Genomic DNA, 16,167 nt, shown 5'->3' on the forward strand with positions numbered 1-16,167 from the left:
GCGATTGCGGACTCAAGCCGATTGGTGTCCCCGGGCAAATGCCTGCAGTTGCGGATAGAACTCGCGAAAGTCCGCCAGCAACGGCTCGTACAACCGCTCCAGTTCCACCATCACCCCCGCCATCCCCTCAGGTCGCGACAGGCGCCGGGCAATCCCGGCAAACACCTGCTCCAGGGTGGCGAAATCGCCATACGCTCCCAGCCAGTCGCCCGCCGCCATCAACGGCGCGATGCGCGCCAACCGCCCCGGCAACTCCGGTTCGGCGAGCAATACCTTGTAGAAATCATCGGTGAATTGCGCCAGCGGTTGCTCGGCATATGCCGCCCAGTGCCGCGCCAGGCAGTGGTCGAAGAACACATCCACGACGATCCCGGCGAACCGCCGCCGCTCGCGCGGGAAACGCGCCAGCGCCGCCAGCACCAGTGGGTGGCTGTCGGTGTAGCGATCGATGTGTCGGTGCAGCCGAATAGAAGCCTCCAGCGCAGGCGGGAAGCGCCCCGCAAGCTCGCCCTTGACGAAATCGCCATACAGGCTGCCAAGCAGTTGCTGCGGCGCGGGGCCGCCCAGATGAAGGTGCGCGAGATAATTCATGGCGCCAGTCTAGCACCGCTGGCAACTATATCGTCACAAGACGATATAGCTATCAAGACTTGCCTTATGACCACTTCATATTTGTATATCGCGATGCGGCGATTTATATTTCGCCCCATCGCGATATACCGCTACACACCACGAGCCCCACCATGCCCATCGATCTCGACGAAATAATAAAAGCCCTGGCCCACCCGGTCCGGCGAGACATCCTCAACTGGCTGAAAGACCCGGCCGCGCAGTTCCCCGAGCAGCACCACAGCACCGAACACGGTGTGTGTGCCGGGCAGATCGATCAACGCTGCGGCCTGTCGCAGTCGACCGTGTCCGCTCACCTGGCCACCCTGCAGCGCGCCGGCCTGATCAGCAGCCAGAAGATCGGCCAATGGAATTTCTTCAAACGCAACGAGGCGACCATCAAGGCGTTCCTCGAGCAAATGAGCCAAGAGCTCTGACCTGATCCAAGCGAGGCTTCGCACATGACTACGTTGTTCGACCCGATCACCCTGGGCGACCTGGAACTGCCCAACCGCATCATCATGGCCCCGCTGACCCGTTGCCGCGCCGACGAAGGCCGCGTGCCCAACGCGCTGATGGCCGAGTACTACGTGCAGCGCGCCAGCGCCGGGCTGATCCTCAGCGAAGCGACCTCGGTCACGCCGATGGGCGTCGGCTACCCCGACACCCCCGGCATCTGGAACGACCAACAGGTGCGCGGCTGGCACAACGTGACCAAGGCCATCCACGGCGCGGGCGGGCGCATCCTCCTGCAACTGTGGCACGTCGGGCGCATCTCCCACCCGTCGTACCTCAACGGCGAACTGCCAGTGGCCCCCAGCGCGATCCAGCCCAAGGGTCATGTCAGCCTGGTGCGCCCACTCAGTGACTACCCGACCCCGCGCGCGCTGGAAACCGAAGAGATCGCCGACATCGTCGAGGCCTACCGCAGCGGCGCCGAGAACGCCAAGGCCGCAGGTTTCGACGGTGTGGAGATCCACGGCGCCAACGGCTACCTGCTCGACCAGTTCCTGCAGAGCAGCACCAACCAGCGCACCGACCGTTATGGTGGCTCGCTGGAGAACCGCGCGCGGTTGCTGCTGGAAGTAACCGATGCCGCCATCGAGGTATGGGGCCCGGGCCGCGTGGGCGTGCATTTGGCACCACGCGCCGATGCCCACGACATGGGCGACGCCGACCGTGCCGAAACCTTCACCTATGTTGCCCGGGAGCTGGGCAAACGCGGCATCGCCTTCATCTGCTCGCGGGAGAAAGAGGCTGACGACAGCATCGGTCCGCTGATCAAGGCAGCGTTCGGCGGCCCCTACATCGTCAACGAGCGCTTTGACAAGGCCGGTGCCAACGCTGCCCTGGCCAGCGGTAAAGCCGATGCGGTAGCGTTCGGCATTCCGTTCATCGCCAACCCCGACCTGCCGGCGCGCCTGGCCGCCGATGCACCGCTCAATGCGCCGCATCCGGAGACGTTCTATGGCAAAGGCCCGGTTGGGTACATCGACTACCCACGGATGTAAGCGTACGCTGGGCCTGTAGGAACAGGCTCCAGCAAGTGGATGCCTACGGGCGATCAGAAGTTGTAGCGCAACCCCAGGTTGACCCCGTACGGCTGCTCGATATGCTCGCCGTTGCTGTACTGGAACTCGCCGTGCAGCTGCAGCACTTCCGAGACCTGCGCCACCAGGCCCACCGCCACCTCGCCACGGGTGCCGGACAGGTCGTTGGTGAAGTGGTTATCGTTGATCTTCACCTTGTTGCTGTTGATGAACTCGTGGGCCGCCGCGACCTTGAGGTACGGTTGCAGGATGCTGCCGTTGTCCAGCGCCAGGCTGCGCCCGACCTGCGCACCGACCTTGCCGAGCACCGAGTTGGCGCCATCGCTCTCGGCCCGCAGGCCGTTGTCCAGGGTGTAGCTGTCGCCATCGACCCACAAAGCGGACAGCTGGGTGAACGGCTCGACATACCAGCCATCGTCCAGCTTGAAGTGCCGGCCAACCTCAACCGAAGCCCCGAGGCCGTCGTTGTGATACTCGCCCTTGGTCTTGCGACCATCGCTCATCACCACATCGTTGCGGTTACGCAAGCGGTTGTACTTGAGCACGGCGTCGATGTAGTAACCACTGTCGGCCATCCAGGTGCTGTAGGCGCCAACATAGTAGCTTTTGATCTTGCCGGAAGAACCAAGGCTGTAATCCAGGTCTGACTCGCTGTAGCCGCCCATCACCCCGAGCAACCAGCGGCCATCGTAGCCAGGCAAGGCGCCGTCGGCGCCGAAGCTCACACCACTCTGGTCCTGCTGGTAGGCCACGGCGCTGCCCGCCGACAGGTTGTAGCGGTTGCCATAGCTGCGCATCCACAAGCCCTGACCCTGACCCAGGCGCAGTTCGCCCATGCGGCTGCGCAGCGACGACAGTTCGCCATACCACACGGTCGGCGCGGCGCTGAACATGCCCAGCACCGCATGGGCACTCGGGGTCAGCACGTTGCCGGGCTTCTGCTTCAGGTACCAGTTGTCCTCGCCGTCGCCTTTTTCCAGGGTGTAGAGGAAGGTTCCGAAATCAATATCGTGCAACAGGCCAAAAGTGGCATCGCCGCCACCGGTCTCGACGATACGATGCGGCGCCTGCCCCTCCACCGGGTCGACACCGGTGCTGGCGATGCTCAGTTGATGATTGCCCTCTGCCGTGCCCGTGATCTTCAGCAGGTCGCCGGTACCGCTGGCCAGGTCGATGCCCATCACGAACACGCCCGAGCCTTCGAGGCTGCCGAGCGTCAGCGTCTTGAAACCGGGCGTGGTGTCCCGATCGGTGAGATCGACGGTGCCGTCGTCCAGCGAGAGGTCTCCCACCTGGGCATCCTGAGTCAGGGTCCAGCGGCCACCGCTCTGCAGGGCCAGGCTCTGGACATTGACCAGGTTGCCCCTGAGCGAGGCATTGTTACGCAGGATCAGGTTGGCGCTGCTGCTGTCATCGACTACCACGTCACCGGACAACTGGCTGTTATCGGCGGTGAAATCGGCGGTCATGCCGCCGGTGACTTCGAGAATCTTGCCGTTGCCACCGATCACCTGACTTTTGTTGTTCACCTCGATAGTTGCCGTGCCGATGGTCCCGTCAGTGGCGGCCCGAACCAGTATGGCGCTTCCGGTCTCGCTCATGACCGTGGAGCCATCCAGCCTCACCTGCGAGCCGCCACCTCCGTCGGCGGCCAGGTCCTGAGTGACATTCAGGCCATTGGTCTTGCCACTGATGACAGTACCGCCGGAGGCGATCAGGGTTGAGCCATTGAGGTAGGCGCCCATCTGCCGGGTGCCGGTCAATGTGCTGCCTATGAGCTCGAGCACGCTGCCGTGGCTGAGTGCCGTGCCGCTACCGCCACTGATGGTGCTGCCCTTCGCGACAAGGGTGGAGGCGTTGATCCCACTGACCCCGTAGCCGGACGCTCCGGCGGTGACCGTCGCTCCGTCGAGTGACGCCTGAGTGCCTTCGCGCATTGCAATGCCCGCCGCCGCACCGGAGGCCGTTACCTGCCCACCGTTCACTGTAACCGTCGAACCGCTCTCAGCGATAATCGCCTCGGTACTACCACTGGCCGTGATCACCAGGTTCGATCCATTTATCAGGGTGTAATTGTCAGAGACCGGCGTGCTGACCGTTTCGTCCTGGCCATCGAGGTCCTTCGCCTCGGCCAGCCCCGTCCCGGCCATGGCACTGAACAGGCCCACCGCAACACTCAACGGCATCGCTGAAATCATCGATTTCACATTGCTCTCCTGTTGACATCGTTAACCGAGCGGTGAGCGATCGGTCGACCTCGGCACCGCGAAAAAGAGCGCGCAGTGTCGGCAAGAAGCCAAGGAACTTCTGTAGGACTTTTCTTCAATTGAGCGAAATACGCCGAATTTTCCTAGTCGGGCTGGAAGCTCGAGGCTGGCGAAAACTGTCTGGTTTCAGGTTTGCTCGGGTCCACGAGGATGGAGTAGTTGGCGAATACGGTTTTCCTGCGGTCGGCCTCGGCCCATGCCTTGTCGACGAGGATCAGGAAATACCGACCGTCCTGGTAGACCTCAACGGTTGCTTTCCTGTACTCACCACCTTCAGCCTGCCAATGGACGTCGACCTTGTCGTTGGCCTTGATGCCGTCGTAGCGCAGTGAGAACTTGGGCACATCACCGCCGAACGACATGTACTGCGGCGCCTGCAGATCGTCGCGAGCTTGCGGCAATACGTTGAGAGCGAGCACATCAGAGGGGTCTTCGTCTCCACCTCCTGCCGGTTTGACCAGGTAACTGACCGACACGGTCTTGCCGATGAAAGCCATCAGTACGCCGATGGGTACCTCGAAAACCAGGTCACCCGGTGTTACGACCCTCTTCCACGGTGATTGGTACGTGAAGTCCGTGCGTTTGAGGCCCCCCTTGCGCGCCCACCTGACGACGCGTGCCCAAACGCCGCTCTCTTCCTCCTCACCCACCCAGCGAACGGCAACCTCTTCGTTCTCCTTCATTCCGGGGTACCGGGCCACGGTGACCTTCACATGGGTTGCGTCGATAAAGTCCTGATGAAAATCCAGCTGGTCCTTGTCGTCACCGAATGCCTTCTCGACTTCCGGTCGGCGCAGTACATTGGGCACTCGCCAGCCACGCGAAGGTGAAAGCGAGACTGCACCGCCCTTGGAGGTCAAGGCATAGGACAATTCAAGCGACCCGCCCCGCAGTGCTTCTACCTTGTCCTTGCCGACAATCTGGTCGAACGGCCCGCCGTCCTTCACCTCCAGCGGCCATTGATCATTGATGGGTTTGTTATCTGCATTGCACCCGTGCCACTTCAGCAGGAGCTGGTCGCCGACCTTTATGTGCTTGCCAGGCAGGATACGTAACGTTGCGACCTGCTCAGGCAAGGCCTCGGGGTCAAGCCACTGATCGGGGGCCTCGACGATCTCGGGCGCCTCGAGTACGAAGGTTCCGGTCACCTTGACCGTATAGGTATCGGAAGTGCGCCAGGGCGCGCCGCTGATGCGATAGAGCACCGTGGCGCTGCCCTGCAGCGCCTGTGCCGCGTGGCTGTTGTCCAGCTCGAACTCCAGGTCAGCAGCGAGATCTTCCTCCGTCAGCGTTTCGATTCCGTCAAAGACCGGAGGCAGTGAGGTGTCATTGGCGGTAAGACCAACCCAGATCAGCTCCAGCGTCTTGCCGAGCCAGGCGGAGTCGGGCGTGACGATGACCTTGACGGGGGCATCGCCCAGCACATTGAAGTCGAGTTCATCGCGTTCATTGACGCCCTCTACCCTGGGCGCAAGCAGCGTCTCAGTCAGGCGCAGGGTCAGTGAATCATGGGCAAGCGAGACCACGGACACATTGCCTGTCAGGTCTTTCACCTGATAGGTGAAGCTGATCGGTATGCTGTCGAACAAGGCCTGCAATTTCTTCAACGATAGAGTGACCTCGGTGGGAGCAGTCTCGCTCTCGACCTTGAACGGGCCTTCGGAAACCGACTCGACGCCGTCGGCCATGGTAAGGGTGATCTGATCACCCAACTGCCGCCCAACGTAACCACTGACACTGATCCTGAGCACGCCATCAATGAAGTCGGACTCAAGGATATGTCCTCGCGCCTCCACTTCGTCAGGGAACACCACCTTGCCCAGAGCCCCCTCCGAGCCACCTGGTACCTGCCGGTCGATACGCACGTAAAAGGAGTTCTCGGCGAACTCCCAGTCATCACTACCAGCCTGCCGGGCCCCGTAGCCAAGCAAGAATCGCTTGTCCTCGCCTTCGGCGACGCTATCCCAGTAACTGGCAGGGATAGCGAGCGTGAAATCAGGGCCCGGCTCAATAGGAGGATTCGCTTCCTCCGGAGTGACAACATGGTAGGCCCCCGCGACACCTTCAAAGACTTGACCATCCCATCTCAATGCGATGACGTTGCCAGCGCCGACATGCTCCCACCAAGGCACTTTCACCGTGAGGGCCTCGTCCTGCCGTTCGACAGGCAAGAGTTCGGCGTTTCCATGACCGTCGTCCCGCAAATCGACAACCAGATCCGGGAGTGCAAGCGTCCCGTTTTCGCTAGATCCTGCCATGCGCTCACCCTCCACGGATCGTGGTCTCTTGGCTTGTCGAGGTGGCAATCAACTGCCGCTTCAGCGTCGCTTCCGGGCGCTGGAACGCAGCTCAGGGAACGGGCAGGAGGGTTCGCTTGGTTTTCTGATCGCTACAAAGATGCGCGCGTGGCCGGATCGTTTGGTCCCAATCGAGTTGTCCGCCGTGTATTCAACCGTCGCGGTGCCCAGACAGACCCTGTAGGCCCACTCCTCATCGATCGTGGCAGTGATCTGCCCAAGAATCACATCATCGCTACTGAGCTCACGCACAGGGAGATTCTGTGTAGCCGCTTCGATCGGATTGCCAGGGACATCCTTCGTCCCGTCATCCGCCTTGAGATGGATCTGGATCGTGTCGCCCTGCTTTGCTCCGCTAAACAGTCGGATGCTAATCGGCAGGCCATTCTTGGCAACGGTTCGATCGATGTTGAGTTGACTATTGAGGCGAGTGAATTCGAGGAAATCAAGTTCAGCACCATCACCTGGCAGATCTCCGGGGCGAACGACCTTGACAGGTTTGAAGGGCGCGAACGCAGGGTTGTTGTCAGCGTCCGGATCCGGGTTGAACTGCCGGGTGACAGTGATGGTCATCGGCACCTCGCCACTCGGTTGAGTCTCCAACGATTCCGGCAATACATCACGGGTAATATCTGCCGCTGCGTTTGCTTCGTCCTCGCTCACCGAATCAAGAGCAAAGACGTTGCGGAAGTTGTTATCGTCATCAACCTCATCTCCCCAGACAAACTGCAGTGCATCGCCCGTCTGAAGCAGATCGTTGCCATCCTGGTCGGTCCAGGGAATTGTCAACACCGCCCCCTGCTCGACATCCTCGGGCGTCAGATCATCGATCTGGTTTGATGCATTACCTTTGATGGTCGCCTGCTTCAGCTTACCGTGCCCCGGAATCTCCGGATCAGGGTCAGGCCCACCAGGCAGTCGCAGGTCCACATTGACCACGTTCGGGGTTGTCGTTTCGGCGATCTTGGAGTCGGCGCGCCACAGCTGATAGTCGACCTTGACCGCATCGTTCTCCGGGCCACCACTGGTAAGCGCATACAACAACGTGATCTCCATCAGATCACCTGAAGGTGGTGGAAACGGCACAGTGTGTTCGTCGGATGGTTTTCCCTCCCACAGCACGACAATCTTGTCGTTGGCGTGAATGCCGGTAATCTCCGGGATCACAACTTTAACCCCTGCCCAGGCATCCTTGTCGAGCAACACCTGAGGCGTTGCCTCCTCATCGCCAAACTTCGGCACCTTCAATTTATCAAGCGTGACCGGGATATCCTTCAGCAAGAGTTTCAAAGTATCGTGCGACACTGAAGTAACTGAAGAATTACCGGCCCGATCAGTCACAATATATGAGAAGGTGATGGCCACTTCATCTGCCAACGTAGCAAATGCCGCCAATGGCAACTGCACGACCGTCGCATCACTACTACTAACAACCTTGGCTGACTGTGGCGGACTGGTATTGGTGCCGTCAGTGATGGTCACGACAATTGCGTCATATTGACGCTGCTCCGTATATCCCGGAACGGTTGCCTCCAGCACACCTGCAACAAAGTCCTGCTGCAGAATGTATCCCTTGGCCTCAATTGCATCAGAGAATTTTATCTTCGCCAGGGTACCCTCGCTGCCTCCCGGGGCATGCTTGTCGATCCGCACGGGCCGAACGGGGCCATCGGACCAATCATCGGAGCCCACTTGCCTGACTGAATACCCCAGCATGACCGTTTTCTCCGTTCCTGGGGGAATTGCATTCAGGTACTTGACAGGCACTGAGAGTTGGAACTTGAAGGTACTATCTTCGGCCTCTACCGGAAGTACATCGTGCCAGGCGATGTCCTCCTCATCATCCTCCAACAACAGCTCCCCATCTAACATAAGAGCGATAGTCTGACCAGCCAGGGCGTTTTCCCAGATAAGGACCGCCGTTGCCAGATTAGTGCCCTGTGCTGTTACGGGCAGAACTACACCGGGTGTTCCTGGAGCGGCATCGGGATCTTCCGGGATCAGGCTAGCAACTTCCAACGGATGATAGGCATCCACCAAGAACACACCGCGGTGATAAACAGCCGTGGAGCGTTTAGGGAGTGCCTTTGAAGATTGAAAAAGTTGTTTACTACCCTGAGCGGACACTGGCTTATTCATGAAGATCTCCCGAATCGATACATTCCAAGAAACAAATATCCACGCCTTTATCATTGGCCATCAGGCTAGTACGGCTGCCCAATCGACTATATAAACTTTCACACTCGACCCTTACCTGCAGCTCTGTCGACGTTCGGCAATAGATTTAACAAACTTGGAAAAATTCGGCACCTGGCAAAAATGCTAGGTGGCAGGCTACGCGTGTCTGTAGTTGAGAAGAGGCACGCATTGAGGGGGGCTATTCGGTCCGCTGCATGTCTGAACACTCCACTCAAACATATCGTGGCGTTCGTGAGCGCAGCGCAGATAACTTGTGGGAGCAGGCTTGTGCGAACGCCGCACTGCGGCGCAAGCCCGCTCCCACGCTGGTGATGCTTGCAACGCTGCGCCCTTTGCGACAGCGCAGTCCGGAAGGCTGAGCAGTCTGCTATGGAGGTCCGTCACATCAGAAAAAAACGTACCGGCAGGCAAACAGCTACCTGGCTCACGGGCGTGTATTGATCTGCTGCTGCAGGTTCTGGATCTGGCTCTGCAGCGTGCTGATATTGCGCGTTACCTGCCCGCGGAAGGCATCGAACTCCTGCACCGAGGCGCCGCCGGCCGTGGGCGTCGGGCGATTGTCCACCTGGCTCTTGAGCACCAGCATATCCTGCTCCAGGCTCTCGATGGCGGCACTCAGGTTGCCCTGTTTCTTCAAAGCCGCCACGTCGTTGCTCAGGCTCTTGAGCTGGCCATCGAGCTTACCGCCATCCACCTGCCCCGACTTGAGTGCGGCCAGCTCGGCATTGACGGCCTTGAGTTGCGCCTGCAACTGGCTTTGCAGTTCGGTGACCGCCTTCTGCTGTTCACGGGTATCGGCCAGCACCTGTTCAAGGCGCTTGCCCAGGTCTCCCGCCTGTCCGGCGACGCCCAGCTGCTGCTTGCCCTGCTCGGCCAGGGAAGCCTGCAACTGGCGAATCTGCAACTTCAATGCCTCGCTGCCGGTGTTGCTGCTGGACTCACTGGCATCGACCTTGCCGCTGATCACCTGCAGGCGCCCGGCGGCCTCTTCACTGATACGGGCAAAGCTTTCCTGGGTCGCGACCAGTTGCTGCTCCATCAGGGTGATCTGCTGGAAGCTCCACCAGCCAAGCCCGGCCAGGGCGATGAACGAGGCGCCCAGCAATGTCCACAGCGGGCCATTGCTACGCGGCCGCACCGCCTTTTGGCGGCTACGGGCCACATGGGCAGGCAGCAATTCATCGTCATCAGGGGTGCCGGCACGAAGGGTCGGCACATCATCGAAATCATCGTGGGCGTCGTTACGCATGGGTGCATTCAACCGCGGTAGTAGCAAAGAGGCATGAGTATAAACCGCCTGGGCGGCGCACTGATGACCATCATCCCACGCACAGGTTCAGCGTTGCCCAGGTTGCGCCTGCCACCAGCTGCAGAATTCATCCAGCGCCGCCCACACATCGGTGCCGGGCCGGTAGTCCAGATACTGGCGCGCGCGGTTGATATCGAGGGTGAAATCCGTGCTCATCACCTGCACCGCGGTGCGGCTCAGGGTCGGTTGCGGGCGCCCGGGCCAGAGCAGGCAGGCGCCTTCGTTGAGCGCCGCCAGGCTGTAGGCCAGGCCGGGTGAGCGATAGCGGGTGACCTGGGGCAGTTGCATACGGCGCATCACGTAGTTGACCACATCCCACAGCGGCAGTGGCTGGCCGTTGCTGATGTTGTAGGCCTGGCCCAGGGCCTGGTCCTCGACGAACAGTGCGCTGAGCAGTGCCTCGTTGAGATTGTGCACACTGGTGAAATCGACCTTGTTCAGGCCATTGCCGATGATCGCCACGCGCCCCTTGGCCTGCATGCGCATCAGTCGTGGGAAGATGCTCGCGTCGCCGGCACCGGTGACGAAGCGCGGGCGCAGCGCCAGCACCTCCAGGCCGAACTCCTGGGCGCCGAACACTTTCTGCTCGGCCAGGTGCTTGGTCAGCGCGTAATGGTCATGGAAGCGACGCGGTACCTGGTCTTCGCGGATGTCCATACGCGAGCGACCGGTGAAGTAGATCGACGGCGACGACAGGTGTACCAGGCGCCGCACATGCTCCTTGATGCAGCCTTCGACCACGTTCTCGGTGAGCACCACGTTGCCTTGGTGGAAGTCCTGATAGCGGCCCCAGGTGCCCACGGCGCCGGCGCAGTGCACCACCGCGTCCATGCCCTGGCACAGGCGCCGGGCAAGTTCGGCGTCGCCCAGGTCGCCGGGGATGAACTGCGCCCCACGCTTGACCAGATGCTCCACACCCTCTGCCCGCCGGCCATTGACCCGCACATCCAGGCCCTGCTCCAGGGCAAAACGCGCAAAGCGCCCGCCGATGAAGCCGCTCGCGCCGGTGACCAGAATTCGCATGTAAGACTCCGCCTTGCTCTATTTCAGATGCAGCTGACGCTTGAAGTGCCTACAAGGGCACCAGCCAGTTCTGCGCCGAATGGCGCAGGTGGTCGGTCAACTGGGCGAGCAACTGCCCGCCGTTGCGCCAATGATGCCAGTACAGCGGCACATCGATGGGGGTATCGGCACAGATTTCCACCAGCTCGCCACGTGCCAGCTGCTTGGCCACCTGCCGCTCCGGCACCAGCCCCCAGCCGAGGCCGGCCTCGGTCATGCGCATGAAACCTTCGGACGAGGGGCACAGGTGATGCAGGAAACCCTCCTGTACACCCAACGACGCCAGGTAGCGATGCTGCAGGAAATCGTCCGGCCCGAACACGATTGCCGGGGCACGGGCCAAGCGCTCGACCGCGAACCCGGTGGGAAAGTAACGCGCCATGAACATGGGGCTGGCCAGCGCCCGATAGCGCATCGAGCCCAACGGCAGACTGCGCGCTCCGGCCACCGGCCGTTCGCTGCCACACAGGCAGGCCGCGACTTCACCGGCGCGCATGCGTTTCAGGCCGACGTCCTGGTCCTCGACCACCAAATCGAGCAGCACCTGCTGCTCGGCACAGAACGGCCCCACCGCACCGGCCCACCAGGTTGCCAGACTGTCGGCGTTGAGGGCGATGCGCAGGCGCTCGGGCGTGCCTTCCTCGTCCAGTGCCGGCACCTGGCGTTGCAGGTCGCGCTCGAGCAGGCGCACCTGCTGCACATGGTTGAGCAACTGGCGCCCGACTTCCGTCGGGCTTGGTGGCGTGGCGCGCACCAGCACCGGCTGGCCAACCCGTGCCTCGAGCAGCTTTATGCGTTGCGAAACGGCCGATTGCGACAACCCCAGCACCTGGGCCGCGCGCTCGAAACCACCTTGCTCGATCACTGCGGCGAGGGCAGCGAGCAGTTTGTAATCGAACATCTATTTCTCTAATGACTGATCAGCTCTATTTGTTTTTCTTATAGCGCCACAGCAGCCACAATAGCCACATCTTTCTTGGCAACCCGCGCCGATCTCGCATCGGCGCCAGTGGAGTGTTCCCGCTATGTGGCAAAGCTATCTCAACGGCATGCTGGTGGCCTTCGGCCTGATCATGGCCATCGGCGCGCAGAACGCCTTCGTCCTGGCACAAAGCCTGCGCCGTGAACACCACCTGCCAGTGGCGGCACTGTGCATCGTCTGCGATGCGCTGCTGGTCGCCGCCGGGGTGTTCGGCCTGGCCACGGTGCTGGCGCACAACCCGACACTGCTGGCCGTGGCCCGCTGGGGCGGTGCGCTGTTCCTGATCTGGTACGGCGCCAAGGCCCTGCGCAGCGCCTGCTCGAAACAGAGCCTGCAGCATCAGGAAGGCCAGGGCATGCGTTCGCGCCGCGCGGTGCTGCTCAGCGCCCTGGCGGTGACCCTGCTCAATCCGCACGTCTACCTCGATACCGTGTTGCTGATCGGCTCCTTGGGCGCCCAGCAGACCGTGCCCGGCGCCTACGTGGCCGGCGCCGCCAGTGCCTCGCTGGTATGGTTCTCGACCTTGGCGATCGGCGCCGCCTGGCTGGCGCCATGGCTGGCACGTCCGGCGACCTGGCGCATGCTGGACCTGATGGTGGCGGTGATGATGTTCGCGGTGGCGGCGCAGTTGATCTTCAACTGACTCCGCGAAAAAACCGGGTATCCCACGCTGAGCCGCGACAGTCACGCAGCCCACCTGTCGGCCCCAGCCAACCGCTCTGGAACCTCTATTCCCTATAGATGTTGCGTGGTTAAGCGCCGAGGCCGGTGCTATGATCCAGCCCTTGCGTCGCAAAGAGTACAAACTCGCCGACGCTCACCGGGCCGCCCGTGATCGGCCTTGCGCATACCGCGAACAGACCTGAATCAGGAGATCCACCATGGCTTTTGAATTGCCGCCGCTGCCATACGCCCACGATGCCCTGCAGCCGCACATCTCCAAGGAAACCCTGGAGTATCACCACGACAAGCACCACAACACCTATGTCGTGAACCTGAACAACCTGGTCCCAGGCACCGAATTCGAAGGCAAGACCCTGGAAGAGATCGTCAAGAGCTCTTCGGGCGGCATCTTCAACAACGCCGCTCAGATCTGGAACCACTCCTTCTACTGGGAATGCCTGTCGCCAAACGGCGGCGGCCAGCCGACCGGTGCCCTGGCTGACGCCATCACCGCTGCTTTCGGCTCCTTCGACAAGTTCAAGGAAGAGTTCACCAAGACTTCGGTCGGCACCTTCGGTTCCGGCTGGGGCTGGCTGGTGAAGAAGGCCGACGGCTCCCTGGCCCTGGCCAGCACCATCGGCGCCGGCTGCCCGCTGACCAGCGGCGACACCCCGCTGCTGACCTGCGACGTCTGGGAACACGCCTACTACATCGACTACCGCAACCTGCGTCCGAAGTACGTCGAGGCGTTCTGGAACCTGGTCAACTGGAAGTTCGTTGCCGAGCAGTTCGAAGGCAAGGTCTTCACGGCCTGATTGTTCGCCAAGCCTGCAAAAAGACCCGGCCTCGTGCCGGGTTTTTTGTTGCCTGGCATGACGCTAGCGCCAAGCAAGCTCGCTGCCACCAGGGCCAACCTGACAGAATTGCCTGCAACCCATCCGCGCGCTCTTGCTCAGCCCGCATAGCGCGCTAACATCAACCTTCTGGAAAGTTGACGCAGCGCACTCAAGTCGCATGACCGCTCAACCGATATAGAGCCAAGGGCAGATCCGTCGACGGACGTGTTGCCTGCCGGGGCATTCGGTCGATAGTCTGTCGCCATGGTTGATGGCAAAATAATGGCATGCGCATGGATTAAGGAAACCCCATTGAAGCTGGAATTCCGAAACAGCTTATCGGTCAAGTTGCTGCGGGTCGTACTGCTCTCGGCATTGGCTGTCGGCGTCGTACTCAGCTGTGCGCAGATCGTCTATGACGCCTACAAGACCCGCCAGTCGGTGAACAACGACGCCCAGCGCATCCTCGACATGTTCCGCGACCCCTCGACGCAGGCGGTGTACAGCCTCGACCGGGAAATGGGCATGCAGGTGATGGAAGGCCTGTTCCAGGACGGCTCAGTACGCATGGCCTCCATCGGCCACCCCAACGAAACCATGCTCGCGGAAAAGTCCCGGCCACTGCAGGACATGTCCATGCGCTGGCTGACCGACCTGATCCTCGGCCAGGAGCGCACCTACACCACGCAACTGGTTGGCCGCGGCCCCTACAGTGAATATTACGGCGACCTGAGCATCACCCTCGACACCTCCGCCTATGGCGAGGGTTTCCTGGTCAACGCGGTGATCATCTTCATCTCCGGCGTGCTGCGCGCCCTGGCCATGGGCCTGGTGCTGTACCTGGTGTACCACTGGCTGCTGACCAAGCCGCTGTCGAAGATCATCGAGCACCTGACGCAAATCAACCCCGACCGCCCCAGCCAGCACCAGATCCCCTTGCTCAAGGGGCACGAGCGCAACGAACTGGGCATCTGGGTCAACACCGCCAACCAGTTGCTGGCCTCCATCGAACGCAACACCCACCTGCGCCACGAGGCCGAGAACAGCCTGCAGCGCATGGCCCAGTACGACTTCCTCACCGGCCTGCCCAACCGCCAGCAACTGCAACAGCAACTGGACAAGATCCTCGTCGACGGTGGCCGCCTGCAACGCCGTGTCGCCGTGCTGTGCGTGGGCCTCGACGACTTCAAGGGCATCAACGAGCAGTTCAGCTACCAGGTCGGCGACCAACTGCTGCTGGCCCTGGCCGACCGCCTGCGCGCCCACAGCGGCCGCCTCGGCGCCTTGGCCCGATTGGGCGGCGACCAGTTCGCCCTGGTCCAGGCCAATATCGAGCAACCCTACGAAGCCGCCGAGCTGGCCCAGAGCATCCTCGACGACCTCGAGGCGCCCTTCGACCTCGACCACCAGCAGATCCGCCTGCGCGCCACCATCGGCATCACCCTGTTCCCCGAGGACGGCGACAGCACCGAGAAGCTGCTGCAAAAGGCCGAGCAGACCATGACCCTGGCCAAGGCACGCTCGCGCAACCGCTACCAGTTCTACATCGCCAGCGTCGACAGCGAGATGCGCCGCCGTCGCGAACTGGAAAAAGACCTGCGCGAAGCCCTGCCGCGCAACCAGCTGTACCTGGTGTACCAACCGCAGATCAGCTACCGCGACCACCGCGTGGTCGGCGTCGAAGCCTTGCTGCGCTGGCAGCACCCGGAGCTGGGCATGGTCCCGCCCGACCAGTTCATCCCCCTGGCCGAGCAGAACGGCAGCATCATCAGCATCGGCGAGTGGGTGCTCGACCAGGCCTGCCGGCAATTGCGCGAATGGCATGATCAGGGCTTCAGCGAACTGCGCATGGCGGTCAACCTGTCCACCGTGCAACTGCACCACAACGAGCTGCCACGGGTGGTCAACAACCTGCTGCAGGCCTACCGCCTGCCACCGCGCAGCCTGGAGCTGGAAGTCACCGAGACCGGCCTGATGGAAGATATCAGCACCGCCGCCCAGCATTTGCTGAGCCTGCGCCGCTCCGGGGCGTTGATCGCCATCGACGACTTCGGCACCGGTTACTCCTCGCTCAGCTACCTGAAGTCGCTGCCGCTGGACAAGATCAAGATCGACAAGAGCTTCGTCCAGGACCTGCTTGACGACGATGACGACGCCACCATCGTTCGCGCCATCATCCAGCTGGGCAAGAGCCTGGGCATGCAGGTGATCGCCGAAGGCGTGGAAACCGCCGAACAGGAGACCTACATCATCGCCCAGGGCTGCCATGAAGGTCAGGGCTACCACTACAGCAAACCGTTGTCCGCACGCGAACTGACCAACTTCCTCAAGCAGGCCCAACGCAACCAGGTTTCCGCGCTGTAACCCCACGCCAACCTGGCCAAGCAGCGCAA

General features: G+C 61.6%; 12 protein-coding genes. 5 read left to right on the top strand and 7 right to left on the bottom strand.

The annotated features are described in order from the left end of the window. Positions 1–12 precede the first annotated feature (12 nt). Positions 13–591: an acyl carrier protein phosphodiesterase gene (locus CCOS191_RS21670; protein ID WP_046856946.1), complete on the bottom strand. Its 579-nt coding sequence runs from the start codon at positions 589–591 to the stop codon at positions 13–15. Positions 592–743: 152 nt separating this feature from the next. Between CCOS191_RS21670 and CCOS191_RS21675 the strand changes: the two genes are divergently transcribed. Together CCOS191_RS21675 and CCOS191_RS21680 are read left to right on the top strand one after the other, a co-directional pair. After that, positions 744–1,046, top strand: coding sequence for an ArsR/SmtB family transcription factor (locus CCOS191_RS21675; protein WP_046856947.1), 303 nt, complete (start codon positions 744–746; stop codon positions 1,044–1,046). Positions 1,047–1,070: 24 nt separating this feature from the next. After that, positions 1,071–2,120, top strand: coding sequence for an alkene reductase (locus CCOS191_RS21680; RefSeq protein WP_046856948.1), 1,050 nt, complete (start codon positions 1,071–1,073; stop codon positions 2,118–2,120). Positions 2,121–2,173: 53 nt separating this feature from the next. On the opposite strand, the gene CCOS191_RS21685 is transcribed toward CCOS191_RS21680, so the two are convergent. The 6 genes from CCOS191_RS21685 to CCOS191_RS21710 form a co-directional block, all read right to left on the bottom strand. Then, positions 2,174–4,357, bottom strand: a complete 2,184-nt coding sequence (locus CCOS191_RS21685; protein WP_082120476.1) for an autotransporter outer membrane beta-barrel domain-containing protein — start codon at positions 4,355–4,357, stop codon at positions 2,174–2,176. A gap of 152 nt (positions 4,358–4,509) precedes the next feature. Continuing rightward, positions 4,510–6,684 (bottom strand): hypothetical protein, encoded by a 2,175-nt coding sequence (locus tag CCOS191_RS21690; protein WP_046856949.1) that lies wholly within the window; start codon positions 6,682–6,684, stop codon positions 4,510–4,512. A 60-nt stretch (positions 6,685–6,744) separates the two neighbouring features. Then, positions 6,745–8,862, bottom strand: coding sequence for a hypothetical protein (locus CCOS191_RS21695; protein WP_156177681.1), 2,118 nt, complete (start codon positions 8,860–8,862; stop codon positions 6,745–6,747). Between the two features lie 484 nt (positions 8,863–9,346). Then, positions 9,347–10,171 (bottom strand): hypothetical protein, encoded by an 825-nt coding sequence (locus CCOS191_RS21700; protein ID WP_046856951.1) that lies wholly within the window; start codon positions 10,169–10,171, stop codon positions 9,347–9,349. 87 nt (positions 10,172–10,258) lie between these two features. Further along, positions 10,259–11,254: an NAD-dependent epimerase/dehydratase family protein gene (locus tag CCOS191_RS21705; protein WP_046856952.1), complete on the bottom strand. Its 996-nt coding sequence runs from the start codon at positions 11,252–11,254 to the stop codon at positions 10,259–10,261. Positions 11,255–11,303: 49 nt separating this feature from the next. Then, positions 11,304–12,194, bottom strand: a complete 891-nt coding sequence (locus CCOS191_RS21710; RefSeq protein ID WP_046856953.1) for a LysR family transcriptional regulator ArgP — start codon at positions 12,192–12,194, stop codon at positions 11,304–11,306. Positions 12,195–12,318: 124 nt separating this feature from the next. On the opposite strand from CCOS191_RS21710, the gene CCOS191_RS21715 reads away from it, so the two are divergent. From CCOS191_RS21715 to CCOS191_RS21725, 3 genes are all read left to right on the top strand, one after another. Next, positions 12,319–12,918 (top strand): LysE/ArgO family amino acid transporter, encoded by a 600-nt coding sequence (locus CCOS191_RS21715; RefSeq protein WP_038705505.1) that lies wholly within the window; start codon positions 12,319–12,321, stop codon positions 12,916–12,918. A gap of 238 nt (positions 12,919–13,156) precedes the next feature. Continuing rightward, entirely contained in the window at positions 13,157–13,753 is a 597-nt protein-coding gene (locus tag CCOS191_RS21720) for a superoxide dismutase (protein WP_046856954.1), read from the top strand. A gap of 333 nt (positions 13,754–14,086) precedes the next feature. Next, positions 14,087–16,138: a putative bifunctional diguanylate cyclase/phosphodiesterase gene (locus CCOS191_RS21725; RefSeq protein WP_046856955.1), complete on the top strand. Its 2,052-nt coding sequence runs from the start codon at positions 14,087–14,089 to the stop codon at positions 16,136–16,138. The last annotated feature ends 29 nt before the right edge of the window (positions 16,139–16,167 follow it).

The sequence above is a fragment of the Pseudomonas sp. CCOS 191 genome, assembly GCF_001007005.1.
Taxonomy (GTDB): Bacteria; Pseudomonadota; Gammaproteobacteria; order Pseudomonadales; family Pseudomonadaceae; genus Aquipseudomonas; species Aquipseudomonas soli.